Genomic DNA, 25706 nt, shown 5'->3' with positions numbered 1-25706 from the left:
TCCACCAGGGCGACAACACCACCGGCGAGGGCGAAGGCGATGACGAAGTGGTCGTCGTCCACCTCACCAAGCTGCCGACCGACGCGACCAAGATCAGCTTCGCCGTCACCATTCACGACGCCGACAGCCGCCGCCAGAATTTCGGAATGGTCAGCAACGCCTTCATCCGCGTCGTCAACGATGCCGGCGGCACCGAGATAGCACGCTTCGACCTGTCGGAAGACGCCTCGACCGAGACGGCGATGATCTTCGGCGAGCTCTACCGCCATGCCGGTGACTGGAAATTCCGGGCGGTCGGCCAGGGTTACTCCTCCGGGCTGGCCGGTATCGCGCGAGACTACGGCGTCAATGTCGGCTGATCCGGCTGATCACCTGACAAGGCCACCCTTTCAACCGCGGCATCAGGGCCCGGTTACCTACAGATAGCGAATTTTTCATGTTGTTAAGAACGTTCGGCGGCTCGTTCGGGGTCACCGCGGTAGGGCTGTTCCTGGCCTTCCTGTACGGCGGCACCACCGGGCTGGCGGTCGCTGCCATCCTGACCGTCCTGGAGATCTCGGTCTCCTTCGACAACGCCGTGGTCAACGCGACGGTGCTGGGCGGGATGAGCGAGTTCTGGCAGAAGCTGTTCCTGACCGTCGGCGTGCTCATCGCCGTCTTCGGCATGCGGCTCGCGTTCCCGCTGATCATCGTCGGGATCACCGCCCACCTGTCACCGACGGCGGCCGTCTCGCTGGCGCTGGAGAAGGGCAGCGTGCACGAGCCTGGCAGCTACGCCAACCTGCTGCACGAGGCACACCCGGCGATCGCGGCCTTCGGCGGGATGTTCCTGCTGATGCTGTTCCTGGACTTCATCCTCGAGGAGCGCGACATCACCTGGTTGTCCTGGCTGGAGCGGCCGCTGGCACGGATCGGCAAGCTCGACCAGCTGTCGGTGGTGGTCGCCAGCGTCCTGCTGGTCATCGCCGCGACCCAGTTGGCGCGCGAGGACAAGGTGGTCAGCGTGCTGATGTCCGGCGTCTTCGGCATGGTCACCTACATCCTGGTCAACGGGCTCGGTGGCCTGCTCGAAGAGCATGAGGTCGCCGATGACGATGACGAATCCGGCTCGGGCCAGTCGGCGGTGGCAGCCCCGCCCAGGGCCACCGGCGAACTCGTCCTGAAGGTCGGCAAGGCTGCCTTCGTGTCGTTCCTCTACCTCGAGGTCCTGGACGCCTCGTTCAGCTTCGATGGTGTGATCGGCGCCTTCGCCATCACCTCGGACCCGATCATCATCGCCATCGGCCTCGGCGTCGGGGCCATGTACATCCGGTCGCTGACGGTGTACCTGGTCCGCAAGGGCACCCTCGCCGAGTACGTGTACCTGGAGCACGGAGCGCTGTGGGCGATCGGTTCGCTGGCGGTGCTGCTGCTGCTCACCATCAAGTACGAGATTCCGGAGGTCGTCACCGGCCTGATCGGGGTCGGCTTCATCGCCGCCGCCCTGGTGTCCTCCATCCGCCGCAACCGGCGCATCGGCGACACCCCGTCCGGTACCGGCACCCCCTCCGATCTCGACCCGGCCCCGGCCGCGGTCTGAGATCGCCCAGCGAAGAGAAAGCAGACTGACATGGGAATCGACTACACCAAGCGCCCGGCGACCCCGGCCACGCCGGCCGCCGCGGCGCAGCCCGCCGGCGGCGCTCCGGTGTCGCTGTCCAAGGTCACCCTGACCAAGTCAGCCCCGACGGTGTCGCTGACCAAGCAGGGCTCCTCGACCGGCGTGCTGCGCGTCAACCTGAACTGGAACGCTCGCCCGGCCGGTGGCGGTGGCGGGTTGTTCAAGCGCTCCGCGCCCACCCTCGACCTCGATCTCGGGTGCCTGTACGAGTTCACCGACGGCACCAAGGGCGTGGTCCAGGCGCTGGGCAATGCCTTCGCCGCCAGTCCCAAGGGCGTGTCGGAGCCGGTCATCCGGCTGGACGGCGATGACCGTTCGGGCACCAAGTCCGACGGCGAGAACCTGTTGATCAACCTCGGCTACGCCAACCAGATCAAGCGGGTGCTGGTGTTCGCCCTGATCTACCAGGGGGCCGCCAACTGGGCCGCCGCCGACGGCGTGGTGACGCTGTTCCCGGCCAACGGCCCGCAGGTCGAGGTCCGGCTGGACGAGACCCGCGACGGTGCCAGGATCTGCGGCATCGCGCTGCTGGAGAGCCGCAACGGCGAGCTTTCGGTCCGCCGCGAGGTCAACTACATCGAGGGCAGCCAGAGCGCGCTGGACCGCGCCTACGGCTGGGGCATGAACTGGGCGCCGGGTCGCAAGTAGCCTTTCGGCCAACAGTCGGCCCGCAGCCCGCCAACCAGAAGGAGTTCCAGGATGTCTGACCTCGACCTCGGTTCGAGTGCTACCCCGGCGGCTACCCCGCCGGCCGGTAACGCGCTGGTGCTGGCACCCCCGCCCCCGGTGGTCGTGGTGGAGAAGGAGCAGGCCGTCGGAGCGGTGCCGGTGGACACCGCCCGGCAGGTGGAACTGCGCGCCCGGGCCCAGACCTTCGCCCAGGAACTGGCCAGCATCGATGCCAACTCACCGGCGTTCACCGAGAAGGTCAACGCGATCACCTCGATGGGCGAGCAGGACATGCGCGCCGCGGCCAGCGTCTCCAACCGGATGCTGGACCGTCCGGCGGCGGCGTTGAACGCGGGCAAGGGCGGGGGCGGCGCCGATGCCCAGTCGCGGGTGGCCAGCACCCTGGTTGAGCTCCGCCAGACCGTCACCGAGCTCGACCCGAACCGGGCCGACCTGGCCGGGGTCAAGAAGGTGCTGAAGTTCCTGCCCGGCGGGGACAAGGTGCAGCGGTACTTCGCCAAGTACGAGTCGGCGCAGACACAGCTCAACGCGATCATCAAGTCGCTGCAGTCAGGCCAGGACGAGCTGCGCAAGGACAACGCCAGCATCGACACCGAGAAGGCCAACATGTGGGCCACGATGGGCAAGCTCAGCGAGTACAACGAGCTTGCCGGCGCCCTCGACGCCGCCGTCGAGGAGAAGATCGCCCAGCTGCAGGCCGCCGGCCAGACCAAGCAGGCCGACGCCTTGAAGGCCGACGCGCTGTTCCCGATCCGGCAGCGGCGCCAGGACCTCATGACCCAGATGGCCGTGGCGGTGCAGGGTTACATGGCCCTGGACCTGGTGCGCAAGAACAACATCGAGCTCATCAAGGGCGTCGACCGGGCCCAGACCACCACCATCGCGGCGCTGCGGACCGCGATCATCGTCTCGCAGGCGTTGTCCCGGCAGAAGCTGGTGCTGGAGCAGATCACCGCGTTGAACGCGACCACCTCGGACCTGATCGAGCGCACCTCCGAGCAGTTGCGGATCCAGGGCGGTCAGATCAACCAGCAGGCCGCTTCGTCGACGATCGAGGTCGCCAAGCTGCAGGCCGCCTTCGACAACGTCTTCGCCACCATGGACGCTCTGGACACCTTCCGCGCCCAGGCCACCGACTCGATGGCGGCGACGGTGGACGCGCTGCAGGGCCAGATCGAGCGGGCCAAGCCCTACCTCGAGCGCACCCGCCGGGGTGAGCTGAGCGGCTGAGCGCCGCCGAGGGAGAATGAGGCCAGTGAGGTAGCCCTCCCTGCGACGACGAAATGGATGACCATGACCTGGTTCCGGAAGCTGCTGCCGCCGCCGGCCGCACCGGCTCCGGCGCCGGAGCCGACGCTGCCGGAACCGGAGGCCGACGGTGACGACCCGGCGACCCTGCGCGGCAACCTGGCCCAGCTCAACCGGTTCGTCAACCAGAACTCCGGCCGGCTGCCGGGCGAGTCGGTGGTCACCGCGCGCCGGGTGACCGACGTGCTGCGTGAGGTCATCGACACCTCCGAGATCCGCCCGCTCGACATCTATGCGGTGATCTCGGTCAAGGGCATCCTGCAGGATTACCTGCCCACCACGCTGCGCAGCTTCCTGGCCCTCGACGAGGCCCAGCTCACGGTGCCCCGGCCGTCCGGCCGGACCCCGATCCAGTCCCTGCAGGAACAGCTGGAGGCGCTGCTGGACGCCGCGACCAGCGTGCTCATCGCTGCCCAGGCGCAGGATGCCGACGCGCTGCTGAGCCAGGGCAGCTTCTTGCGCACCAAGTTCTCCGGATCGGACCTCGACTTATGAGGCAGATCCATGAGGGCAGATCGATGAGGCGCATCGATGAGGGCAGAGCTGTGAAGGCGGCCCGGTAATGGCGACCATGAAGCGCGGTTCGAACGTCGCCCTGACTCGCGAGATACCCAGCCTTACCGGCCTGGTGCTCGGCGTGCGCTGGGACGCCGGGGCCGAAACGGCGTTGACCGACAACCTGGTGGTCGCCACCATCCTGTGCGACGAGCACAGCAAGGCCCTCTCCGACGAGCACTTCGTGTTCTTCAACCAGCTCACCGAACCGTCGATGACGGTCAGCCAGCTGGAGAAGGCGATGGGCCCGGATGCCGAGCAGATCGAGATCCAGCTGGACGCGGTGCCGCCGGAGGTCCGGCGGATCGTCGTGGTGATGTACCTCAACGAGGGCATGGGCCTGCGGCGCAGTCTCGGCCGGCTGCGCGAGTGCGTCCTGCGGGTGCTCAACCTCGCCGACAACGCCGAGCTGGTCAGATCCGAGAACCTGGCCAGCGCACTCGACGGGGAGACCGCGATGACGCTGGGCGAGGTGTACCGCCATCAGGGCGACTGGAAGTTCAAGGTGATCGGCGAGGGGTACTCCACCGGCATCGCGGGCCTGGCCAAGGACTACGGGATCACGTTGTGAACGTCGACGTCCACGCCCCGGACCGGGCACCGGCGCGCGCCGACCTGCCGTTCCTGCGGCATCGCGCCCGGTTCCGGCCGCCGGCAGCGGCTCCCGTCGCGAGTTCGTCCAGGGCGGACCTGTCCACCGAGCGGCCGGCTGCGGCTGGCGGCTCGTCGAGCCTGGACCTGTCCTCGCCCGGGCCGGGCCGGGCTGCCGCCGCCGCGGCTCCCGCTGGTAGCTCGTCGAGTTTGGACCTGTCCTCGCCCGTGCCGGGCCGGGCTCCCGCCGCTCGGCCGGCTGCGCCTGCGGCCGGCGGTTCGGCCAGCCTGGACCTGTCGCGGCCGGTCACCCCGGCGGCCCAGGTCCCGGGAGCTCAGGCCGCCCCGGCTCCCCCCGCTACGCCGTCGCGGCGGGTGGCCCGCCCGCTGCCCCGGGCCCGGTCCGGTGAGCGGACGCTGCTGACCCCCAAGGCCCCCACGGTCACCCTCAATCGCCTGCAGAGCGGCATCGGCGTCCTGACCATCGAGGCTGCCTGCTCCGCGGCGGTCGGGGACCTGCGGATCGGCGCCGGCTACGAACTCGCCGACGGCCACAGCTCCCTGGTGTCGCGGGTCAGTGGCGTGGCCACCGCTCCACGCAACTCCCGGCGCCCGGTGATCGTGGCCCGGGCCGAGCAGTACGAGCGGCTGCTGGTGGACCTGCGGCAGAGCAGGCAGCTGGACCGGCTGGTCGTCTACGGCTTCTCCGAGTCGGGTAGGCAGCTCAACTGGGGCGGCACGCTGGTGCTCAGCACGGCCGGCGGCGCCCGGGTGGAGCTTCCGCTGGACCGGCCGCCGTCCGGTGGGGTGGCGGTGCTGCTGTCGATCTACAACGTCCGCGGCGAGTTCGTGGTGCGGGCCGAGATGGAGAACTTCGCGGGATCGATCCGCAACGCGATCCAGGCCTATGGCTTCGACCGGATCAGCTGGCTGGACGACCGCACCCCGGTGGCCTGAGGAGGGCTGACATGCGCCATTTCGATTTCCTGTCCGAGGCCGACGGGCGGCGGCTGTTCTTCCGGCCGCCGCAGCCGTTCAGCGCCACCGACGACCTGAGCGTGCTCGGGATGGCGTTGGGAGCCACCCTCTACAGCCCGGCGACCCGGCCGGCGCTGGTCGCCGACCTCGCCAAGCGGGTCAGCCAGGGCGTGCTGAGCACGGTGATCTGCCTGGAGGACTCCATCCCGGACGAGGCAGTGGCCGCCGCCGAGCGGAACGTCATCGCGCAGTTGCGGGCCTACGCCGAGTCCGGGGCGCAGCGCCCGCTGGTGTTCATCCGGGTCCGCTCGGCGAGCCAGATCCCGATGATCGTGGCCGGCCTCGGCGAGCAGGCCTCCATCCTGGCCGGGTTCGTGCTGCCGAAGTTCACCGACGAGAACGGCGCGCCGTTCCTGGACGCCATCCGCGAGGCCAGCGTCACGACCGGCCACCGGCTGCTGGCGATGCCGGTGCTGGAGGCGCCGACGGTGATCTTCGCCGAGTCCCGGACCGAGGTGCTGCTGCAGGTCCGCCAGCTGTTGGACAAGTACCGCGAGCACGTGGTGGCCGTCCGGATCGGGGCCACCGACCTCAGCTCGTCCTTCGGCCTGCGCCGCTCCCGGGACCTGACGATCTATGACGTCCGGGTGGTGGCCGACGTCATCGCCGATGTGGTCAACATCTTCGCCCGCGCCGACGAGACCGGGTTCGCCGTCACCGGAGCGGTCTGGGAGTACTTCTCCGGAACGGAGCGGATGTTCAAGCCGCAGCTCCGCGAGGCACCGTTCATCGAGCACTCCGAGCGGGCACTGCGGGCCGAGCTGATCGCCCGCGACCTCGACGGCCTGATCCGCGAGGTGGCCCTGGACAAGGCGAACGGCCTGACCGGCAAGACCGTCATCCATCCCAGCCACGTGGCGGCGGTGCACGCGCTGTCGGTCGTGACCCACGAGGAATACTGCGACGCCCGCGACGTGCTGGGCACCCGATCCGGCGGCGGGGTGTCCTCCTCGGCGTACGGCAACAAGATGAACGAGTCCAAGCCGCACTCGGCGTGGGCCCGGCGCACCGTGCTGCGCGCCGCGGTGTTCGGTGTCGCCAACCCTGACATCTCCTTCGTCGACCTGCTCGGCGCCGGGCTGCATCAATGACTGCCGCCCGAACCGCCCCGGCGGCCGGCCGGGGCGGCACCGTGCCATGGCCGGGTCAGTGGGTCACCGGCGCTCTCGGCATCAGCTTCGAGTCCGAATCGCAGGAGACCGGTAGCCCGCTGACGGTGCCGGACCTGGTGGGCATGGCGTTGCGCCACAACCCGCGCCGGGCGCATCTGCTGGTGTCGACGGTGCTGGGCAAGCACCTGCCGGCCGATCCACGGCTGGTCTACGGCGCCGGCCGGCTGCTGGGCGCGCTGGTCACCGACCGGCTGGCCGGCCGGCCGGCCGACATCGCCGCCGCTGACCTGGCCGGCCGGCACAGTGACATCGCCGCCGGTGACATCGCCGCCGGTGACATCGCCGCCGCCGGTGGCAGCCTGCTGCGGTCGGCTCTCAGCTCCGCCGAGCAAGCCGGGGACGCCCGGCGCCTGATCGACCTGTGCGACCGGCACCGCGCTACCAGCCGGCCGGTCGCCGGCGCGCTGGTGCTCGGGTACGCCGAAACCGCGACCGCGCTGGGCCACTGCGTCGCCGAGTCACTGGCGGCCGACTACCTGCAGTCCACCCGGCGCCGGGTTGCCGGCTACCAGCCGGTGGCGGCCTTCGACGAGGAGCACAGCCACGCCACCCGGCACCTGCTGCTGCCGGCCGATCCGGGACTGCTGGCGGGATCGGGACCGCTGGTGCTGGTCGACGACGAGCTGTCGACCGGTCAGACGGTGCTCAACACCATCCAGGCGCTGCACCGGCACTGGCCGCGGCGGCGTTACCTGATCGCCGCCCTGGTCGATCTTCGCTCGGCCGCGGACCAGGCCCGGCTGCGCCGCACCGCCGAGCAGTTGGGTGCCGAGATCGACGTGGTGGCATTGGCGTCCGGGCGGCTGCGGGTTCCCGAGGCCGCGCTGGCCACCGGGCAGCTGCTGGCGGCCCGGCAGCCGGTGACACCGCCCTACTCGGGGGGCCGGGCTCGGCTGAGCCCGGTGCTGACCGCCCCGGCTGAACTCGCCGACAGCGGCCGGCACGGCTTCGCGGCAGGCCGGCAGGCCGGCTTCGAGCGGGCGAGTGCGCAGCTGGCCCGGCGGCTGGCCGACCGATTGCGTCACCATCACCGGATGCCCGGGCACGGCTCACCTGGTCAAGCCGCGGCTGATCGCGCTACCGCTAGCCCCGCTGCCCCAAGCCCAGCTGCCGCAAAGCGGGTCCTGGTGCTGGGCTGCGAGGAGTTGATGTACGCGCCGCTGCGGATCGCCGCCGACCTGGCCACCGAGCTCGAGGGCTGGGCCACGGTCCGCTACTCCAGCACCACCCGCTCGCCGGTCGTCGCGGTTGACGATCCGGGTTACGCGATCCGCAACCGGTTGAGCTTTCCCAGCACGGACGATCCCGCCGACGGCCCGGGACCGCGCTATGCCTACAACGTCGCAGGCTCCGCGCCGGGGGAGCGGTTCAGCGACATCGTCCTGGTCACCGACACCGACCTGAGCGGTCACTACGACACGACCGGCCTGGTCGGGCAACTGGCCTCGGTGACCGATCACCTGCAGCTAGTCCAGCTTCCCGCGCACCAGCCGGTTTTCCCTGCCGGGAGTGGACACATCAGCGTCGCGCCTGGCCCCCAGGCCGGCTGGCAGCTGCCCGCCCCGCTGACCGGCCCCGGCTTCGGCAGTTACGCCGCAGCCGACGTGGCCTGGTTGCTCACCGACCTGTCCGGGGTTGCGCTGGAAGCCCCGACCGAGGAGCGCGAGGAGGCGATCCAGTCCGGCGGCGCGCACTATGCCGAGTCGCTGCCGCAGGAGTACCAGCCGAGCCCGGAGTACCGGCAGCTGTTCGCCGACGCCCTGGCCGAGTCGGCGCAGCGGCTGGCGCACGCCGTCGGGGTCGTCACCGAGCTGGTGCTGGACCGGCGCGGGCCAGGGGTGGTGCTCGCCTCGCTGGCCAGGGCCGGCACGCCGGTGGGCGTCCTGATGCGTCGCTGGGCACGCTATGCGCACGGCCTGGAGCTGCCGCACTACAGCGTTTCTATCGTCCGGGGCAGGGGAATCGACGAGCTGGCGCTGGCCTACCTGGCCCGCCGTCACGATCCGGCCGACGTGATGTTCATCGACGGCTGGACCGGGAAGGGCGCGATCACCCGTGAGCTGGCGGACGCGGTTGCCGGTGTGAACCGCGCCTGGTGGCCGGCCGGCGGCGGCTTCTCAGCGGAGCTGGCGGTGCTCGCCGATCCGGGCAGTTGCGCGCCGATCTTCGGCACCCGGGAGGATTACCTGATCCCCTCTGCCTGCCTGAACTCCACGGTGTCCGGGCTGGTGTCGCGCACGGTGCTCAACGCCGACCTGATCGGGCCCGGCCAGTATCACGGCGCCAAGTTCTACGCCGAGCTCGCCGATGCCGACGTGTCACTGGACTTCATCGACGCGATTGCCGAGGAATTTCCGGCGGTGGCCGCGATGGTGACGCGGGACTGGCCGGTGCTGCGGGATTCCGACCGGCGGCCGACCTGGGCCGGCTGGCAGAGCGTGCGCCGGCTCAGTGAGGAGTACGGGATCCATGACGAGAATCTCGTCAAGCCGGGCGTCGGCGAGACCACCCGGGTGCTGTTGCGCCGGGTGCCGTGGAAGATCCTGATCCGCGCCGAGGACGCCGGCCGGTTGCACCACGTCCTCCTGCTGGCGCGCCAGCGCGGGGTCCCGGTCGAGCGCGTCGACGGATTGGCCTTCAGCTGCGTGGGCCTGATCCATCCCCGGTTCAGCCGGGCCAGCCCCACCGGTGTCGCAGCCGGGCGGGCCGGCGTCGGCGCGGCAACCGGTGCACGCCCATGACCGTCCTGATCGCGACCGACCTGGACCGGACCCTGGTGTACTCCCGGGCCGCGCTGGCGCTCACCCGCGACGTCCTGCCGCCGCTGACCTGTGTCGAGCGGCGAGCCGGCGAGCAGGTCAGTTTCATGACCGCGGCGGCGGCCCGGTTGACCGCCGCGCTGGCCAACCGGGCGGTGCTGGTACCGGTGACCACCAGGCTGCCCGACCAGCTGTCCAGGATCAGGCTGCCGGGCCCGCCCAGCCGGTTCGCGGTCGCGGCCAATGGCGGCGTGCTGCTGGTGGACGGCGTGGCAGACCCTGGCTGGCACGGCCGGGTCGTCGCCACGGTCGCCGGGTCCACAAGACTGTCTGATATTGCATCATACGTCAGACAACATTGCCATCCTGCCTGGACGGTGCAGGTCCGCGAGGCCGGCGGCCTGTTCTGCTACGCCGTACTGGATGAGGCCGGTGCTCCGGACGGTTTCGTCGCCGAGGCCGCGGAGTGGGCCGCCGAGCGCGGCTGGACGGTCTCGGCCCAGGGCCGCAAGCTCTACTGGATGCCGCGCGGGCTGACCAAGACCGCGGCGGTCAGCGAGGTGGCCGACCGGGTCGGTGCCGAGCTGGTGCTCGCGGCGGGGGATTCGCTGCTGGACCAGGACCTGCTGTGCTACGCCGACCGGGGCATCCACCCGGCGCACGGCGAGCTGTTCGCCATCGGCTGGTCGGCTCCCCAGGTGGAGCGCACCAAGGCGGCCGGGGTGCTGGCCGGCCAGGAGATCGTGGAGTGGTTCGCCGCCCGGGTCGGCGAATTCGGCCGCTGGGCGGTGCCGCCGGACACGGCGATAAGCTGACTGCACCGTTCCACTGCTACACCGCCCCACCAGCTGCACCGTCCCACGATCTACACCGTCCCACGATCTACACCGTCCCACGATCGCCAGGAGAGACCGCCGCGATGATCGACCTGAAGAAGCTGGCCGCCGACCCGGAGGAGTACCGCCGCTCGCTGGTCAAGCGGGGAGCCGAGTCGGTGGACGTCGACGGCGTGCTCAAGGCCCAGCAGGAAGTGACCCAGCTGACCCAGGAGTACGAGCAGCTGCGGGTGCAGAGCAAGGAGCTGACCAAGCGCGCGGCCAGGGACGAGGCGCTGCGTGCCGAGGCCCGGGAGCTGCGTGATCAGCAGACCGAGCTGGAGACCCGGCTGCGGCAGGCTCGCGAGGAGCTGAACACCAAGGCGTCCTGGTTGCCCAACTATCTCGATGACCGGGTGCCGGCCGGTGACGAGTCGGACAACACCGTGATCCGCGCGGCGAACCCGCCGGCCGGTGACCGGGCCTACCGCCCGCACGACGAGATCGCCCAGGGCCTCGGCATCCTGGACACCGAGCGGGCCGCGAAGCTGTCCGGCTCGCGGTTCTATGTGCTGAAAGGCGATGGTGTCCGGCTGCGGCTGGCGATGTTCCAGCTCTACCTCGACATGGTCGAGGGCCAGGGCTTCGAGCTGGTGTCGCCACCCGTGCTGGCCAAGCGATTCTCCTTCTACGCCTCGGGATACCTGCCGTTCGCGCAGTCGGACAACTTCGGCATCGCCGACTCCGAGCTGTCGCTGACCGGCACGTCGGAGCAGGCGCTGCTGGCCATGCACGCCGACGAGGTGATGCCCGAGCTGCCGGTGAAGTACCTGGGCGATTCGATGTGCTTCCGCACCGAGGCCGGCAGCCACGGCCGCGACGTCCGGGGCATGATGCGGGTGCACCAGTTCTACAAGCTGGAGCAGTTCCTGTTCTGCGCGCCCGAGGAGGTCGAGGCGCTGCACCTGCAGATGCTCGACAACGAGGTCGCCTTCATCGACGCGCTGAACGTGCCCAGCCAGACGATCATCTGCAGCTCCGGCGACGTGGCCGCGCCCGGTTTCTTCAAGTACGACGTCGAGGCGTGGTTCCCGGCAACCGGCACGTACCGCGAGCTGACCTCGAACACCAACCTGACCGACTACCAGACCCGGCGGGCCGGCATCCGGACCCGGATCGACGGCAAGATGGTGCACCCGTACACGATCTCGGCCACCGGCTTCTGTGACCGGCACATCGCCGCGCTGCTGGAGAACAACCAACTCGAGGACGGCTCGGTCACCGTGCCGGAGGCGCTGCGGCCCTACCTGGGCGGGCGTGAGGTGCTGCGCCCGGTCGGCTGACTGCTGCCCGGTGTGCCGGCTTGGGTCGTCCGGCTAACTCGGGCGTCCGGCCCGCTTCGGCAGTCGGCCTAGCTCGGATCGTCCGGCGCGCTTCACTGCTGTGGCGCGCGGTGCACGCTGACCAGGTAGCCGCTGGACTCCTCGGCGCCGTCCCAGCTGCCGTGCCGCGCCACCGCTGCCAGGCCGGCCTCGGCGCAGGCCGCCTGGTAATCCGCGGCCGGTGTCACCGGGCAGCCGGCCGGCAGGTGCGCGGCGTCCAGGCCGAAGCCGGCGACCAGCAGGCCGCCGGGTGCCAGCACCGCGGCCAGCCGCTGGACGGTGGCGGTCAGGGTGCCAGCGGCGAGCAGCGGGATGACGTTGCCGGCCGCGACCACCAGGTCGAAGCCGGCGCCGGGCGCCGGGGAGCCGGTGGTCGGTGCGTCGAGACCGGCCAGTCGGGCCAACTCGCTGAAGCCCGGTAGCGCGGCGAGGTCGGCGGTCAACCAGGGCAGGTCGGGCCTGGCCCCGCGGGCCTCGGCCAGCATCGAGGAGTCCACGTCGACCCCGACGGTGCGGTAGCCCAGCTCGGCGAGCCTGATCGCCACCCGGCCGGTGCCGCAGCCGGCGTCGAGCACCAGCGCCGGGGCCGGCAGCTGGGCGGCGCAGAAAGTGGCCTCGCCGTGCACGTCCTGGCCGGTGGCCGCCAGCCGCGCGAACCGGGCGGCGTAGTCAGCTCCGGATGCTCGCCCGGCCAGTCGCGCCCACCGGGTGACCGGCTCGCTCTCCTCGTCCATGGGCGTGACGGTAACCGAACACCGCTGATCGTGAACTCATCCATCCAGCCAGTCGTGCCTGGCTCTGGAAAGCTGTGCCGGTGACCAAAGGCGCTCGGGATTCACGGTTCCACCAGAAGGCTCGGATCGCGCAGTGCGGACCGGTGACGAGGCGGCGCCGAGCACCAACCACTACGAGGCCGTAATCTCGGCGGCCAGGCCATGATGGCGAACCAAACCTGGTTCTGCTTTTAAGTCATGCGGGACATCGTCACAATGAAGGCTCCGGCTTACGTTTGAATCGCAGTGCTAGCCGGCGCCCGCAGAGTCACACCAGACCGCGCGTCCGACACGTGCTCGCGAGACTTCCCGAGAGAGCTTGGGCTCTAGTAGATTTTTGCTTATCAGCGTGGCAAATTAGGCCATTGTCACCACTCTGGGCAATCTGTCCTAGAAGCCCGATGCCACTTGCTTGCTGCGTCCATCTCAGGACTTTGCCGATGGACAGGCGTTGCCGCTAGCCCATCGGTGGTACCCATGTCAAACTGCTTCAAGAGAGTGATCGGAGGGCACGGGGGGAGGCGGTTAGCAATGACGACAACCTTTCGACGAGGTGCTCCCTGGGACACGCTGTCGACACGTCAGGTAAACGTATTACTCAGGGCGGTAGACCTACACCAGGGGCTCATTGAATCAAGCCATCACGATGCGCGACGCGAGCTGCGTTACCATAAGACGCCCGCTTACCTTGTGGACTTTCAGCTTGTGTGGCGTTACATTTACGACGAGAGCGGCATTGATATTGACAGGGTGTTGGAGCTCGATTATCTGTTTGGCCACGGAGATATTCCCATATTAATCGGCCTCGGCACGCACCTTGAGATCCGGTCCAATTTAAGGCGGCGAACCGGTATCGATACTACGTCGTCGGATTTCAGGGCGTCCACATCGCTAACTGAGTACCTGAGTGCCCTATCGAATTCCAGACGGCAGAATGCTGATGCGTTCCTGCGCAGGGCGCCTAGAGAGAGCCGCGCGCTTGAGCGACTACATGACCTGCTACGTCGTCCAAACGTACGCAGAGTCGAGGAAGTCGCCGAGTTGAGAGTCGACTACGACCAGCAAACCTTTGACATCGCACAGCGTTATTTGAATGCTACTCGGCCAACTCTTACGGATAACAACCTTGCCGATGCGATTAATTTAGGCCAGGTAGTAGCTTTACGTCTATCGGATTATCCATACTACCCATTTCTGCTAACAGATGCCGATCTGATTCTAGACGATGGGCGCTTTGCAGGAGACGTCTTTGATTCGGCACGAGCACATCGAATAGGAATAAGCAGAACACCGCTAACGGCGATATACTCTCGTGTAGCTTCCTCAGTTTACGGAGATCCACGCGACGCAATCACCCGAACTAACTGGCTTGCTTTAGCTGCGGAGCGATGTCGGTTCGATTTGCGAGAATGCCGAGGCTACCTTGAGGAAGTCGTCGACGCTAGCGAGGACGAATGGCGATCTCGTGTAGCAAATGAGGGTCTCGGTGGAAAATTACTGGAAGAACTAGGGGATATCTTGCGGTTCGTTGAGGACCCACTTATCACCGAAACGCAGCGCTTGTACGATAGCCTTCGGATGAAGGCTGTAAACATGGGCTCTCACCGTGGCGCATCACCTTCCGCCGATTCCCCGCGCAGGGTATTTGACCTTATCCTCGGGATCTCGCGGAGTCTAGAGGCTGGTCGGAGAGGTGCAACTACCTTCGACGAAATGTGGTCTAGTGCGATCAAGGTCGCTGTCAAACGCTTCAAGCATTTTGTGCTCCTTTCATTCGTAGATGCCGCGGGTGCGGAATATTTGTACGTCGAGCGACACGAATCTCACTTTGTTCTACGCTGGCCCACGGCTGTTAGAAGTGATCGGCTGCTCGCTACGCTTTCGGATGCATTTGCAAGAAGCTTCGCGGTTTCCGGCGACCATGACGTGATTATGCAAGCAGGTGTGCAGGACGATATCCTTGAATTCGCAACAAAATTCCCAGTTACAGTGGACGAGTTGATAGATGCTTGCGGGGTTATGCCGAGCTGGGTACGTTTTAACTCCAAGCCCTTTGACCTTTACGCGGACATCCTGTCCCAATCCGGTGTAACCCCTCTCGTTGGGATATTAACTGATTCACCCGATTGGAGATTGATTGCAGAGTTGTATACTAATACGTCCGCGCGATTCATATTTCAAGCATGGTTAAATTCCGCGCTAGCATTTTGCCGGGCTGATTTCGAAGAGATGGGCGAAGATAATGTTGACTTTTCTTCAGCGCAGGTCTGAGGCAGCCTATATTTTGAATAAGCGACATGATAGGCGCATTGGGCGATGGGGCGGTAACGCTGGAAGCCCGTGTGAAATTGCTCACTATTATCATCGCGGATTGGAGGCGTCCAAGTACGAGCAGCGGTTTTGCTACAGCAATTATTCGCCCCACTCGATTCCCCTGAAGAGAGATGCTCGAGTGCATGGTCCGGCGAAACTTCATCTTCAGGAAGACTATGCCGACTTCGAGCTTATAGCTCGTCCTAGCAATTACAATCCGGGGGAGATCGCTGAGTATCCAGTGCTCGCTACACTGGAAACGACAGGAGATGGCCAAGTCGTGACCGAGGTGTTCTTGGCGCCCGCGCCTGGGGTCAAGATCGCGTTCCCTCCAAAAGTCACCTTGACCGGTACGGCAAACGTCGAGCGCTTGGATGTGTGCTGCTCATGAAGGCATCCGCGCTTGCGCGTATCGTCTAGGATGTTAGGGGTCGTTCATGAGCGTGGTGATACCGCTCGTTCCCTTCATCATATCGGCAGTCCTATTCTGTAGAAGTTACGCCGACTTATTCGAGCCGCTCCAGGATAAAGAACCGCCATCGTGGGTCTGGAAGAGTAGTCAGGCGGTCCTTGTTGCGGCCGTGACCCCGCTGGTCCTTATCGCCAGGCCAGAGATGGATGGCAAGTGGCTTGGTTGGTTGGTCGGAACTGCACTAATATCCATTGTTATATTCGTGCTGCTTAATGTAGGCATGTCGCGTTCAAGCTATTTCAATATGCAGCGGCACACGGGTCTAGGAAAATGGGAATTCAAGGCAGTAGTGACCCCTGCGCGCATCGTTTGCTTCACAGGGCTAGCCGTCATTAGTGGCTGTGGGGCGGTAGCAGTTATCGTCGGGCGATCCGCCGCGTAGCAGCGACACGTACTTCACTACCTAAGACTGTCATGCGGCGATTTGGTGAGCTAAGTTAGGCGTGCTAGCGATTGCATGCCGGGCCGACGGTTCGGCCGAGATCGCTCGACGCGCCGGGTTTCATAGAGTCGGGTTGTTTGCGGTGCGCGCTGACCGGATAGCCGTCCGGCTCGCCAGCGCCATCCTCGCTGCCGTGCCGAGGGCTCTCTCAGGGTCCTCTCGGCGTGCTGGCTCTGGAAAGCTGTGCCGGTGACCAAGGCGCTCGGGATTCAGTTCCACCACGAAGGCTCGGGATCGCGCAGGCGAACCGGGTGACGAGGCGGCGGCCGAGCACCACCGAGCGGCGCTGGATGCCTTCCAGCGGCTGGCTCCGGCTGATCCACACGATGTCGAGGGCAGCTGGACCTTGCTGCCAGGCATGGCATCTCGCGGTAACGGCGGCCGAGGCTGATGAGCCGGCCGCGAGCGAGCATCTTTAGGCGGCCGAGCGCATCCTCACGTGGCTGGCGACCATGGAGCCGGGCAACGTCGAAGCGCGGCGCGGTCTGGGCACCCGCCACCTCAGCCGCGGACCTCGACCACCGTCTTGAGCACCGCCGGGTCGGTCCGGCCCATCCGCAGCGCGTCCTCGGCCCGGTCCAGTGGCACCCGGGCGCCGACCAGGGTGTCCAGCGGGATCCGCCCGGAGGCGGCCAGCGCGATCGCGGCCGGATAGGTGTTGGCGTACCGGAACGTCCCGGTCACGGTCAGCTCGCGGTTCTGGATTGCCTGTACCGGCAACGTCATCGTGGCGTTCGCCCCCATCCCCACCAGCACCGCCGTGCCGGCCGGCCGCAGCGCGAGGATGCCGGCGCCCGCGACCGGTTCGATGCCGGTGCACTCCAGCAGCACGTCGGCGCCGACGTCGGCGAGGTCCGAGCCGGCAGGTATCGCCTCGTCGATGCCGAGCTCCAGGGCCTGCTCCAGCCGGGCAGTGTTGATGTCGGTGACCGCGACGTGCGCGGCGCCCGAGGCGCGTGCCACCAGCCCGGCGAGCACCCCGATCGGGCCGGCCCCGGTGACCAGCACCCGCGAGCCGGCGGTCACCCCGGCCTTGCGGCACGCCCAGATGCCCACCGACAGCGGCTCGATCAGGGCGGCGCCGGCATCGGTCAGCGAATCGGGCACGGCGAAGGCGAAGTCCGCGTCGATCACCACCTGCTCGGCCAGCGAGCCGTCGATCGGCGGGGTGGCGAAGAACCGGACGTCCGGGCAGAGGTTGTACCGGCCGGCCCGGCACTGCTCGCAGCGCCGGCACGGCACGCCGGGCTCCAGCGCCACCCGCTGGCCGAGGGACAGGTGGGTGACCGCAGAGCCGACGGCGACCACGGTGCCGCCACTCTCGTGGCCGAGGATCATCGGCGCCTCGACGACGTACTCGCCGATCCGGCCGTGCTCGTAGTAGTGCACGTCGGAGCCGCAGATGCCCACCGCGGAGATCTCGACGAGCACCTGATCAGGGTCCGGCTGTGGAGCCGGCACGTCCTCGATGCGCAGGTCGTGGATGCCATGCAGGACGGCGGCGCGGTTGCTGGCCATGCCTTCGATTCAACCAGCTTCTCCTCGGCGATGATGTAGGCCATGTTCGACGGGTTCGACGAGTGGGATCTGCCGGTGGCCGACGGGGTGAGCCTGCACGGCCGCAGCGGCGGCGATCCGGACGGTGGGTTCCCGGTCGTGCTGCTGCACGGACACCCGCGCACCCACACCACCTGGTACCGGGTGGCGCCGCTGCTGGTCGCCGCGGGCATCTGGCACGCCTGGGCGGGCCACGTCCGGGGCGTGGTGATCGACAGTGGCCACCAGATGGCCGAGCAGGCATCCGAGCAGCTGGCCGCCGAACTGGCCCGGTTCCTGAGCCAGCGCTAAATCCCTGGGCGCCATCGGGGAGACTGGCGGGATGGACAAGGAGACCAGAGCCGAGACCAGAGCAAGGCGTGCCGCCTGTTCGGAGTTCGTCAACGGTGACGGGCTGGTGCAGCCGGCCGACTGGCTGGCCACCATCGGCGCGGACGTGGAGCCCGACGTGTACGGCGACGGCGGTGTCGTCACCGACCTGGAGCAGCACGTCGCCGATCTGCTCGGCAAGCCGGCCGCGGTGTTCCTGCCCAGCGGCACGATGGCCCAGGGCGCGATGCTGCGGGTGCATGCCGACCGGCGAACCAGCCGCACCGTGCTCTGGCACCCGGCCTGCCACCTGGAGAACCACGAGGCTCAGGCCCATGCCCGGCTGCACGCTCTGATCGGCCGTCCGGTCGGTGAGCTGGACCGGCTGATCACGCTGGCCGACCTGGACGAGGTGGCCGAACCGGTCGCGGCCCTGCTGCTGGAACTGCCGCAGCGAGACCTCGGCGGGCAGCAGCCGAGCTGGGACGAGCTGGCCGCCCAGGCCGGTTGGGCGCGTGACCGGGGCGCCGCCGTGCACCTGGACGGGGCCCGGCTGTGGGAGGCCTCAGCCGGTTATGACCGCTCGCCGGCCGAGATCTCGGCGCTGTTCGACACGGTGTATGTCTCGTTCTACAAGGGGATCGGGGCGCTGCCGGGCTGCTGCGTGGCAGGCTCGGCCACCGACATCGCGCAGGTCCGCGAGTGGCGCCGGCGGCTGGGCGGCACCCTGTTCGGCATGTGGCCCAACGCCGCGTCCGCGCTGGCGCTGCTGCCCGAGCGGCTGGCCGAGATGCCGGCCCGGCTGCGGCACGCCCGCGCGATCGCCGCCGGGCTGGCGGCTACCGACGGGGTGCGGGTGGTGCCCGATCCGCCGCAGACGCCGATGATGCACCTGCTGTTCCAGGTGTCCGCCGACCGGTTCACCGACAACGCCCGCCGGCTCGCCGAGGAGTCCGGCATCTGGACCTGGGCCGAGCCGTCCCCGACCGGTGACCCGAGCGTGGTGCGCTGCGAGCTGAGCGTCGGGCGGGCCACCTGCCGGCTGACGCCGGCTGTGATTGCCGACACCCTGGCAGCGCTGGCCCGCTGAGCAAACCCGGATCGCTCGGTAGATAAAGGGCGTTCGGCCTGGCTGGTCCCCGCTGCGCTGTCGGTGCCGGCCGGTAGGAACGAGGCATGACCGCTGAAGCTCTGGACACCGCTGCTCCGAACAAGGCGGGGCAGCTGCTGCAGGTGCGGCGGATCTGGGCCGAGCCCGAGGCGGTGGCCAGCCCGCGGGGTCGTCAGGTCCTCGACCGGTTCCCGGCCGCCGAACTCATCGAGGTCGACTCGCACTGGAAGATCGAGGAGCTGCACGGCAACGCCGGCAACGTCGACCGATGGGTCCGGGTCAAGACCGAGGACCTGGTGATGGGCGTCAAGAAGTCGCTGTCGGCCCGCCCGAACGGCCGGTCGGCGGACTGGATCGCCCCGTCGCTGGCCAACGGCTGCGCCATGGCGTGCGCCTACTGCTACGTGCCGCGCCGCAAGGGATACGCCAATCCGATCACGGTGTTCACCAACATCGACAAGATCATCGGGTACCTGACCCGGCACATCGCCCGGCAGGGACCCAAGGCCGAACCGAACCAGTGCGACCCGCTGGCCTGGGTGTACGACATCGGCGAGAACGGTGACTGCTCGGTCGACGCGCTGGTCAGTGACAACGTCGCCGACCTGATCACCGCCTTCCGGGGCCAGCCGGGCGCGAAGGCATCCTTCGCCACCAAGTACGTCAATCGAGACCTGCTCGGCCTCGACCCGCAGGGACGCACCCGGATCCGGTTCTCCCTGATGCCCGAAGCCGATTCCCGGTTGCTGGACATCCGCACCAGCCCGATCGCCGACCGGATCGCCGCCATCGACGACTTCGTCGCCGCCGGTTACGAGGTGCACCTGAACTTCTCACCGGTGGTGCTGCGCGACGGGTGGCTGGCGGACTGGGCCGAGCTGCTGCGCCAGGTCAGCGACGGCACTTGTGCCGAGTTCAAGGCCCAGGCAGCCGCCGAGGTGATCCTGCTGACCCATAACCGCGACCTGCACGAGGTGAACCTGGGCTGGCATCCCAAGGCCGAGGACGTGCTGTGGCGCCCGGAGCTGCAGCAGGCAAAGCGATCAGAGAGCGGCGGCTGGAACGTCCGCTACCGCAACAACCCCAAGGCGGAGGCGGTGCGGCAGCTGCGGGAGCTGATCGCCGCGGAGACACCCTGGCTGGGCATCCGCTATGCCTTTTGATCGCTGTGCCTTTTGATCGCTGTGCCTTCTGACGGCTGTGCCTTCTGACGGCTGTGCCCTTCTGACCGCTGCGCGTCCGAAGTGATGAGCCTGCTGCCGGCGGCAGGTGGTTCGGCTAGTCGGGGATGACGGCGTCGGCCTCGATCTCGACCAGCAGGTCCGGCTCGATCAGCGCCGTGATCCCCAGCATCGACGCGGCCGGCCGGATGTCGGCGAAGAACTCACCGTGCGCGCGGCCGACCTCCTCCCAGCGGCTGATGTCGGTGACGAACATCCGGGTCCGCACCACGTGCTCCAGGCTGGCACCGGCCTCGTGCAGCGCGGCCTCGATCCGGCGGATCGCCTCCCGGGTCTGCTCGGCGATGTCGTCGCCGCCGACTGCCCCGCCGCCGGGCCGGGCGGCGGTCGTGCCGGCGACCGACACCCAGGAACCGACCCGAACGGCACGCGAATAGCCGATCAGTGGCTCCCACACGGCACCCGATGACACCAACTGACGCTCGCTCATGGGCCGCAGTATCGCAGCATCGACCACGCCGGCCGGCGCGGCAACACGGTGGCGGTCAAGGTGACCGACAGCGGCTCGCAGCGGCCGGCTGGAGCAGCTGGCGGCTGAAGCAGCCGTGGACCACCAGCGCATGTGAGGATGCTCAGATGCCACCTCGCGCACGCGCCGTCGATCCCGGCCGCCTTGCTCGGTGGTGCATGGAGCAGCTGGGCAGCACGCCAGCGGCAGAGATTTTCAGAGCTGGGTACCTGTCTGTCGTCATAGGGCTCCGGCTGGTTGACGGCCGTGAGGTAGTGGTCAAGGTTCGTCCGGACTCGCCGCGGATAGCGGCATGCGTCGAAGTCCAGCGCCGCATGTTCCAGGCCGGCTTTCCGTGCCCCAGGCCGCTCACCGGCGCCGCTGCTTTGGGTTGCGACGTTGCCACCGCGGAGTCCTACGTCCCCGGTGGTGCCATGCTTCCGAGCGCGGAGCACGCGGCCCGGGCCTTCGCTGAGGCGTTCGCGTGGCTGATCCGGCTAGCCCCCCGGCCGGCCGAGGTGTCCACGCTGCATCCGGCACCGTCGTGGGCGGCCTGGAACCACGGCGGGGACGGACTGTGGCCGGGCGCGGAGGACCATGATGTCAACCTCAACGAGGTGGCCGGCGCGGAATGGATCGACGATGCCGGGCGCCGTGCCCGGGACCTGCTGCGAGCCGGCGAGTCCGAAGCCGTGATCGGCCACTGCGACTGGCTTGCCGGCAACCTGCGCTGGAGCGGAGACGCGCTGCTGGTGGTGCATGACTGGGACAGCGTGACCGCTGACAGCGAAGCCGTCCTGGTCGGCTTTGCTGCCGCGCTGTATTCGGCCCGCAGCGCGGACGAGCTGGCCTCCGTCGAGGACACGGAGCGCTTCCTCGGCGCGTATTGCCATGCGCGTGGCCGGGAGTTCAGCGCCGGCGAGCTCCGACGGTCCTGGGCGGCTGGCGTCTGGACCAGGGCCTACGACGCCAAGTATCAGCACGCGGTCGGGCAGCCCATCACCTCACTGTCGGAGGATGAGGCCCGCGAGCGGCTCCGTCGTACTGGCACCGGTTCGCGGAGGCCATGAACGGCCCGCTGAGCATGCCTGGTGTTCGACCTGGACCAGACCGCAGACCAGACCACCCGGCGCGCGAGAAAGGTCAAAAGCGGGTCGACAGGGCGACTAGAACAGGTAGCGCAGGTAGCTCTCGGGCCGGGACAGGAACGCACGCCAGTGGTTCACCAGTTCCAGGTCCTCCCAGCTCGCCACCCGGATGCCGTGATCGCCGAACTCCAGGATGGCGGCGCCGGGCAAGGCGGCCAGCACCGTGGAGTGGGTGGCGAGCACCACCTGTGACCCGGCATCGGCCACCGCGGCCAGCAGGCTCAGCAGCCGCAGGCAGGACGTGAACGACAGGGCCGCCTCGGGCTCGTCGAGCAGGAACAACCCGCGCTCGGTGACCCTGGATTCGAGGTAGCCGAGGAAGGCCTCGCCGTGCGAGCGGGTGTTGAGCCCGCCGTCGAACGCCCTGAGCGAGGTTCCGGCCGCGTCGACATCGGTGAACAGGCCGTGCATCACCTCGGCCCGCAGGAAGCACCCGCCATCGGGCCGGGGCCGCTCACCGTGCAACGACAGCGCCCAGTGCAGGTCGGCATCCTCATCGGCACGCTGTGGTCCCCAGTGCTTGACGGCCGAACGCAGCCCCGAGCGCCATGCAGTCGCGACCGCCTCGACGAAGGTGGACTTGCCCGACCCGTTCTCGCCCACGATGACCGTCACCCGGGGATCGAGGCTCACCCCGGCCGTGCGCAGCGTCGCGATCGCCGGCACGTCGAAGTACCAGGCATGCGGTGCCCGCAGCCGCGCCTCGTCGATCTCGACCCGAGCCAGGATGGCCATCCGGCCACGCTATCGGCTGCCCTCGCAGCAGGTGGCGTTTCTACCAGCGGATAACGCTGATGCCGTCAGATGCCGTCAGATGCCGTCAGATGCCGCCTGGGCGTGCCGCCCGTCAGGGGCGCCGGTACACCAGCGACCCCTCGCCGATCCGGGCTCGGACGCGCGCCGCGGTGGTAGCCGGATCGTCGCGGTCGTCGGTGAACAGGTGCCGCTCCGCAATGCCGGCACCGGCGAACTGCCGGTGCACCTGCTCGGCCGCCGCGAGGTCGGTGAAGCCGTGGCCGGTCCGGTCGGTGACCCGGGCCAGGCAGCAGTCCAGCGACGGCAGCAACACCGCGTACTGCATCTCCTCCAGCCCCGTCGCGGCCAGGAACGTCGCGGAGAACCACGGGCCGATCACCCCGTCGTAGACGACCTGATAGCCGCCGGAGACCAGCCGGCCGGTCGCTGCCGCCGCCGCCCGGATCACCACGTCGTTCTGCTGGTCGGCCTCGTCCAGCCAGGGGTCGATGTAACCCTGCCGGACGAAGGCGAAGAAGTCGTCACCCACCACCAGCGCGCTGCGGGCGAAGCCGTCGGCCAGCAGGCGCGCGACGGTCGACTTCCCGGCGCCCGGCGGCCCGGCCACCACGATCAGTTCGGTCACGAGGCCATCGTCGTCCGCTGCGGATTGCGCCAGTTCGGCGGCTGGTCGGTCTGGCGGCTCGTCACAAGGCATCAAGCCGGCGCAGCAGGACGTCGAGATTCGATGCCAGCGGGTCGACCGCGTCCAGCGTCAGCCGATCGGTTCGCAGCGCGGGCGTCTCGACGCGCATCCGCTCGACGTGATCCCAGCCGATCTCACGCCAACCGGGAATCCCCCTGATCCGCCCCTCGATACGCGATCGGTGCAGTACCTCATCGGTGCATACACACTCGACGACCAGCAACGATGCGCCGTGTTCGTCGGCCAATTCCCGCCAGTCGGCCAGCACGGCGTCGGGAACGACGCAGTCGAGGATCGCTGACTGGCCAAGGATCAGTTGGCGATGGAGCAGGCTGCGGAGCAGGCTTCGGTAGAGCTCGAGATAGGTCTGTCTATCGAGGGTCACCAGCGCGCGTGCGGCGGGCTTCAATGCTCCCATCAACCAATCACCCGCGAACGCAGGTACGTCCAGCGACTGTGCGAGCAGATCGGCGAGCGCCGACTTCCCGGTTCCGGGCAGGCCGGTGACCACGACGACACGCGAGGAAGATCGAACCACGACACGACGCTACCAACCGGCTCCCGCCCGCACTTGTCACGCAGACTTCCGGGAGCGCGACAACGGCCTTCGTCCTGTAGGCGACGGGTGTCCCGCCGGCCGCGGCGAGCTCTCTTAGGATGATCTGGTGGCGAACTTCGAGACGGTGACGGCGGCAGACGGCGCGGTGCTGGAGTATCTGGTGAGCGGGCCGCCGGACGGCCGGACACTGCTGTTCCAGCCCGGCACCCCGAATGCGGGCGCGGCCTTCCGGGTCATCGTGGAGCCCGCCGCGGAGCTCGGCCTGCGCACCGTCAGCTACTCCCGGCCCGGCTACGGCCAGTCCACGCCCCATCCGGGGCGCAGCGTGGCCGACGCCGTGACCGATATCGAGACGGTCCTGGACGCGGTCGGCGCGCGGGAGTTCGTGACGCTCGGCTGGTCCGGCGGCGGCCCGCACGCCCTGGCAGCCGGCGCGTTGCTGCCCGAGCGGTGCCAGGCGGTCGCGGTGCTCGCCGGGGTGGCGCCCTACCCGTCGCCCGGCATCGACTGGTGGGTCGGCATGGGCGAGGGCAACATCGAGGAGTTCGGCGCCGCCCTGGCCGGTCCGGACGAGCTGGACCCGCTGCTGGAAGCGTTCGCGACGGACCTGGCGACCGTGACCGGTGCGGGGGTCACCGAGTCGCTGGCCAGCGTGCTGTCCCCGGTGGACCGGGCGGCGCTGACCGGTGAGTTCGCCGAGGAGATGGCTGCGGCGCTGCGCCGAGCGGTGTCCAGCGGGATCGCCGGCTGGCGTGACGACGACCTCGCCTTCGTCAAGGACTGGGGATTCGACCTCGGCCAGATCAGCGTTCCGGTCGACATCTGGCAGGGCCGGCAGGACCGGATGGTGCCGTTCGAGCACGGCCAATGGCTGGCGGCCAAGGTCCCGAACGCGCAGGCGCACCTGTTCGCGACCGAGGGGCACCTGTCGATCCTCAGCCAGCTGCCGGAGCTGCTAGCCGAGTTGCTGGGGTGAGGAGGGTGCGGTCCTGCTCATCCGGGTTCTACCGTGTGGTAACCACGAATCGCTCGCCGGTGTTGTCATAGGCGATCCCCACGCTGGAGCAGGCGCAAGGACCGTTTCGGGCCTTCGTTACGTTCGGTAGGTCGATCGAGGTGCCGCTTGCGAGGCGGAGCACCTTGTTACGGGCGTCGAGTGTGGTGATCTCGATGCGCGCGATGCGGTCGCGATTCCGAAGGGAAATTGCATAGATGTTGGCGTACTGGATTGGCCTGCGGTCGAGGTCCGGATACTGCACCGTTCGACAGACGCTGTCGATGCAGACGCGGATGCTGGCCACCTCATCATCAGGGCCGATCAGGCCGTTCGGATCGACATAGTTTCCCGCGCACGGTTTGCACACGACGCCGCCGTCGCCACAGGCCGCAACTGCCAGCACGCCGAACGCCGCCAGCGCCGCGCGCCCTGCATGACGTCCAGGCCGTTTCACGGCCGACTGCTGGTGAGCCGGCCGTTGGTCAGCTCGATCTGGCGGTGGCAGCGAGCCGCCACCTCGGCGTCATGGGTGCAGATCACCACGGTGGATCCGTTGTCGGCCAAGGCAAAAACTCGATCGAGCACCCGCTGCCGGGACGCGTGATCGAGCTCGGCGGTGAGCTCGTCGGCCAGCAGCACCGCCGGTTCGATGACCAGCGCCCGGGCGATCGCGACCCGTTGCTGCTGGCCGCCGGACAGCTGCTCGACCAGGTGGTCGGCGACCTCGTCCAGGCCGAGGACCGCCAGCATGTCCTCGGCGCGGTCGAGGATGTCGTTGCGGTCCAGACCCTGTCCCTGCAACACGATCTCGACGTTCTCGGCGGCGCTGAGCACGCTGACCAGGCCGTAGCCCTGCAGCACCAGGCCGTAGCCCTCCGGCACCGTTCCGGCGAGCTGGGCTCCGGTCCTCGTTACCGTTCCGCTG

Annotated in this window: 24 protein-coding genes and 1 pseudogene; 17 read left to right on the top strand and 8 right to left on the bottom strand. The window is 68.4% G+C overall.

Annotated features, from left to right (window positions below):
* The 11 genes from VF542_RS10570 to serS form a co-directional block, all read left to right on the top strand.
* A partial coding sequence (locus VF542_RS10570) for a TerD family protein (protein ID WP_408651668.1) occupies positions 1-359 on the top strand: 359 nt, incomplete at its 5' end.
* A gap of 77 nt (positions 360-436) precedes the next feature.
* Positions 437-1579 carry a DUF475 domain-containing protein gene (locus tag VF542_RS10565; RefSeq protein ID WP_408651667.1) on the top strand — a complete coding sequence of 381 codons (1143 nt, stop codon included), beginning with the start codon at positions 437-439 and terminating at the stop codon, positions 1577-1579.
* A gap of 30 nt (positions 1580-1609) precedes the next feature.
* Positions 1610-2308, top strand: coding sequence for a TerD family protein (locus VF542_RS10560; protein ID WP_408651666.1), 699 nt, complete (start codon positions 1610-1612; stop codon positions 2306-2308).
* Between the two features lie 51 nt (positions 2309-2359).
* Positions 2360-3580 (top strand): toxic anion resistance protein, encoded by a 1221-nt coding sequence (locus VF542_RS10555; RefSeq protein ID WP_408651665.1) that lies wholly within the window; start codon positions 2360-2362, stop codon positions 3578-3580.
* 63 nt (positions 3581-3643) lie between these two features.
* Positions 3644-4153, top strand: a complete 510-nt coding sequence (locus VF542_RS10550; protein WP_408651664.1) for a hypothetical protein — start codon at positions 3644-3646, stop codon at positions 4151-4153.
* A gap of 67 nt (positions 4154-4220) precedes the next feature.
* The gene (locus tag VF542_RS10545) at positions 4221-4784 is read left to right on the top strand and encodes a TerD family protein (RefSeq protein ID WP_408651663.1); all 564 of its coding nucleotides are present in this window, start codon (positions 4221-4223) and stop codon (positions 4782-4784) included.
* Entirely contained in the window at positions 4781-5761 is a 981-nt protein-coding gene (locus VF542_RS10540; RefSeq protein WP_408651662.1) for a hypothetical protein, read from the top strand. The genes VF542_RS10545 and VF542_RS10540 overlap by 4 nt, the downstream gene beginning before the upstream one ends.
* A gap of 11 nt (positions 5762-5772) precedes the next feature.
* Positions 5773-6933, top strand: coding sequence for an HpcH/HpaI aldolase/citrate lyase family protein (locus VF542_RS10535; RefSeq protein ID WP_408651661.1), 1161 nt, complete (start codon positions 5773-5775; stop codon positions 6931-6933).
* Positions 6930-9755, top strand: coding sequence for a phosphoribosyltransferase (locus VF542_RS10530; protein ID WP_408651660.1), 2826 nt, complete (start codon positions 6930-6932; stop codon positions 9753-9755). Before VF542_RS10535 ends, VF542_RS10530 begins: the two co-directional genes overlap by 4 nt.
* Positions 9752-10588, top strand: coding sequence for an HAD family hydrolase (locus VF542_RS10525; protein WP_408651659.1), 837 nt, complete (start codon positions 9752-9754; stop codon positions 10586-10588). Before VF542_RS10530 ends, VF542_RS10525 begins: the two co-directional genes overlap by 4 nt.
* Positions 10589-10692: 104 nt before the next feature.
* Entirely contained in the window at positions 10693-11931 is a 1239-nt protein-coding gene (serS, locus tag VF542_RS10520; protein ID WP_408651658.1) for a serine--tRNA ligase, read from the top strand.
* Positions 11932-12023: 92 nt separating this feature from the next.
* Here serS and VF542_RS10515 read toward each other — a convergent pair whose 3' ends face one another.
* Positions 12024-12704 carry a class I SAM-dependent methyltransferase gene (locus VF542_RS10515; protein ID WP_408651657.1) on the bottom strand — a complete coding sequence of 227 codons (681 nt, stop codon included), beginning with the start codon at positions 12702-12704 and terminating at the stop codon, positions 12024-12026.
* A 570-nt stretch (positions 12705-13274) separates the two neighbouring features.
* Between VF542_RS10515 and VF542_RS10510 the strand changes: the two genes are divergently transcribed.
* A complete protein-coding gene (locus tag VF542_RS10510) occupies positions 13275-15014 on the top strand; it encodes a hypothetical protein (RefSeq protein ID WP_408651656.1) in 1740 nt (579 codons plus the stop codon).
* 1457 nt (positions 15015-16471) lie between these two features.
* Here the strand turns inward: VF542_RS10510 and VF542_RS10505 are convergent.
* Positions 16472-17488 carry an NAD(P)-dependent alcohol dehydrogenase gene (locus VF542_RS10505; protein ID WP_408651655.1) on the bottom strand — a complete coding sequence of 339 codons (1017 nt, stop codon included), beginning with the start codon at positions 17486-17488 and terminating at the stop codon, positions 16472-16474.
* 42 nt (positions 17489-17530) lie between these two features.
* On the opposite strand from VF542_RS10505, the pseudogene VF542_RS10500 reads away from it, so the two are divergent.
* From VF542_RS10500 to VF542_RS10490, 3 genes and pseudogenes are all read left to right on the top strand, one after another.
* A pseudogene (locus VF542_RS10500) lies at positions 17531-17698 on the top strand (alpha/beta hydrolase); the annotation flags it as partial.
* A 151-nt stretch (positions 17699-17849) separates the two neighbouring features.
* On the top strand, positions 17850-18926 hold the full coding sequence (locus tag VF542_RS10495) for a threonine aldolase family protein (protein ID WP_408651654.1): 1077 nt from the start codon (positions 17850-17852) through the stop codon (positions 18924-18926).
* Between the two features lie 86 nt (positions 18927-19012).
* Positions 19013-20110 (top strand): spore photoproduct lyase family protein, encoded by a 1098-nt coding sequence (locus VF542_RS10490; protein ID WP_408651653.1) that lies wholly within the window; start codon positions 19013-19015, stop codon positions 20108-20110.
* 115 nt (positions 20111-20225) lie between these two features.
* Here VF542_RS10490 and VF542_RS10485 read toward each other — a convergent pair whose 3' ends face one another.
* Entirely contained in the window at positions 20226-20618 is a 393-nt protein-coding gene (locus VF542_RS10485; RefSeq protein WP_408651652.1) for a RidA family protein, read from the bottom strand.
* A gap of 452 nt (positions 20619-21070) precedes the next feature.
* Here VF542_RS10485 and VF542_RS10480 point away from each other — a divergent pair, with 452 nt between their 5' ends.
* Positions 21071-21706 (top strand): hypothetical protein, encoded by a 636-nt coding sequence (locus VF542_RS10480; RefSeq protein ID WP_408651651.1) that lies wholly within the window; start codon positions 21071-21073, stop codon positions 21704-21706.
* Positions 21707-21802: 96 nt separating this feature from the next.
* Here the strand turns inward: VF542_RS10480 and VF542_RS10475 are convergent, their stop codons facing one another.
* The 3 genes from VF542_RS10475 to VF542_RS10465 form a co-directional block, all read right to left on the bottom strand.
* Positions 21803-22519 carry an AAA family ATPase gene (locus VF542_RS10475; protein ID WP_408651650.1) on the bottom strand — a complete coding sequence of 239 codons (717 nt, stop codon included), beginning with the start codon at positions 22517-22519 and terminating at the stop codon, positions 21803-21805.
* Positions 22520-22631: 112 nt separating this feature from the next.
* Entirely contained in the window at positions 22632-23165 is a 534-nt protein-coding gene (locus VF542_RS10470) for an AAA family ATPase (protein WP_408651649.1), read from the bottom strand.
* Between the two features lie 61 nt (positions 23166-23226).
* Entirely contained in the window at positions 23227-23763 is a 537-nt protein-coding gene (locus tag VF542_RS10465) for an AAA family ATPase (RefSeq protein WP_408651648.1), read from the bottom strand.
* A gap of 127 nt (positions 23764-23890) precedes the next feature.
* Between VF542_RS10465 and VF542_RS10460 the strand changes: the two genes are divergently transcribed.
* A complete protein-coding gene (locus tag VF542_RS10460) occupies positions 23891-24760 on the top strand; it encodes an alpha/beta fold hydrolase (protein ID WP_408651647.1) in 870 nt (289 codons plus the stop codon).
* A 28-nt stretch (positions 24761-24788) separates the two neighbouring features.
* Here VF542_RS10460 and VF542_RS10455 read toward each other — a convergent pair whose 3' ends face one another.
* Both VF542_RS10455 and VF542_RS10450 read right to left on the bottom strand, forming a co-directional pair.
* A complete protein-coding gene (locus tag VF542_RS10455; RefSeq protein WP_408651646.1) occupies positions 24789-25235 on the bottom strand; it encodes a hypothetical protein in 447 nt (148 codons plus the stop codon).
* Positions 25232-25706, bottom strand: a 475-nt coding sequence (locus VF542_RS10450; protein WP_408651645.1) for an ABC transporter ATP-binding protein, incomplete at its 5' end; no start/stop codon positions are given. The genes VF542_RS10450 and VF542_RS10455, both read right to left, overlap by 4 nt.

Source organism: Jatrophihabitans sp. (assembly GCF_036389215.1).
Classification (GTDB): Bacteria; Actinomycetota; Actinomycetes; order Mycobacteriales; family Jatrophihabitantaceae; genus Jatrophihabitans_A.
The sequence above is the reverse complement of the archived record's forward strand: the minus strand, read 5'-3'. Positions and strand labels throughout refer to the sequence as shown.

What these genes read in the sequence shown, in the direction of transcription:
- VF542_RS10530 (WP_408651660.1), top strand. Translation starts at nt 6,930, where the DNA reads ATGACTGCCGCCCGAACCGCCCCGGCGGCCGGCCGGGGCGGCACCGTG.
- VF542_RS10555 (WP_408651665.1), top strand. Translation starts at nt 2,360, where the DNA reads ATGTCTGACCTCGACCTCGGTTCGAGTGCTACCCCGGCGGCTACCCCG.
- serS (WP_408651658.1), top strand. Translation starts at nt 10,693, where the DNA reads ATGATCGACCTGAAGAAGCTGGCCGCCGACCCGGAGGAGTACCGCCGC.
- VF542_RS10545 (WP_408651663.1), top strand. Translation starts at nt 4,221, where the DNA reads ATGGCGACCATGAAGCGCGGTTCGAACGTCGCCCTGACTCGCGAGATA.
- VF542_RS10490 (WP_408651653.1), top strand. Translation starts at nt 19,013, where the DNA reads ATGACCGCTGAAGCTCTGGACACCGCTGCTCCGAACAAGGCGGGGCAG.
- VF542_RS10505 (WP_408651655.1), bottom strand. Translation starts at nt 17,488, where the DNA reads ATGGCCAGCAACCGCGCCGCCGTCCTGCATGGCATCCACGACCTGCGC.
- VF542_RS10535 (WP_408651661.1), top strand. Translation starts at nt 5,773, where the DNA reads ATGCGCCATTTCGATTTCCTGTCCGAGGCCGACGGGCGGCGGCTGTTC.
- VF542_RS10560 (WP_408651666.1), top strand. Translation starts at nt 1,610, where the DNA reads ATGGGAATCGACTACACCAAGCGCCCGGCGACCCCGGCCACGCCGGCC.
- VF542_RS10485 (WP_408651652.1), bottom strand. Translation starts at nt 20,618, where the DNA reads ATGAGCGAGCGTCAGTTGGTGTCATCGGGTGCCGTGTGGGAGCCACTG.
- VF542_RS10515 (WP_408651657.1), bottom strand. Translation starts at nt 12,704, where the DNA reads ATGGACGAGGAGAGCGAGCCGGTCACCCGGTGGGCGCGACTGGCCGGG.
- VF542_RS10565 (WP_408651667.1), top strand. Translation starts at nt 437, where the DNA reads ATGTTGTTAAGAACGTTCGGCGGCTCGTTCGGGGTCACCGCGGTAGGG.
- VF542_RS10480 (WP_408651651.1), top strand. Translation starts at nt 21,071, where the DNA reads ATGCTTCCGAGCGCGGAGCACGCGGCCCGGGCCTTCGCTGAGGCGTTC.
- VF542_RS10525 (WP_408651659.1), top strand. Translation starts at nt 9,752, where the DNA reads ATGACCGTCCTGATCGCGACCGACCTGGACCGGACCCTGGTGTACTCC.
- VF542_RS10495 (WP_408651654.1), top strand. Translation starts at nt 17,850, where the DNA reads ATGGACAAGGAGACCAGAGCCGAGACCAGAGCAAGGCGTGCCGCCTGT.
- VF542_RS10510 (WP_408651656.1), top strand. Translation starts at nt 13,275, where the DNA reads ATGACGACAACCTTTCGACGAGGTGCTCCCTGGGACACGCTGTCGACA.
- VF542_RS10550 (WP_408651664.1), top strand. Translation starts at nt 3,644, where the DNA reads ATGACCTGGTTCCGGAAGCTGCTGCCGCCGCCGGCCGCACCGGCTCCG.
- VF542_RS10475 (WP_408651650.1), bottom strand. Translation starts at nt 22,519, where the DNA reads ATGGCCATCCTGGCTCGGGTCGAGATCGACGAGGCGCGGCTGCGGGCA.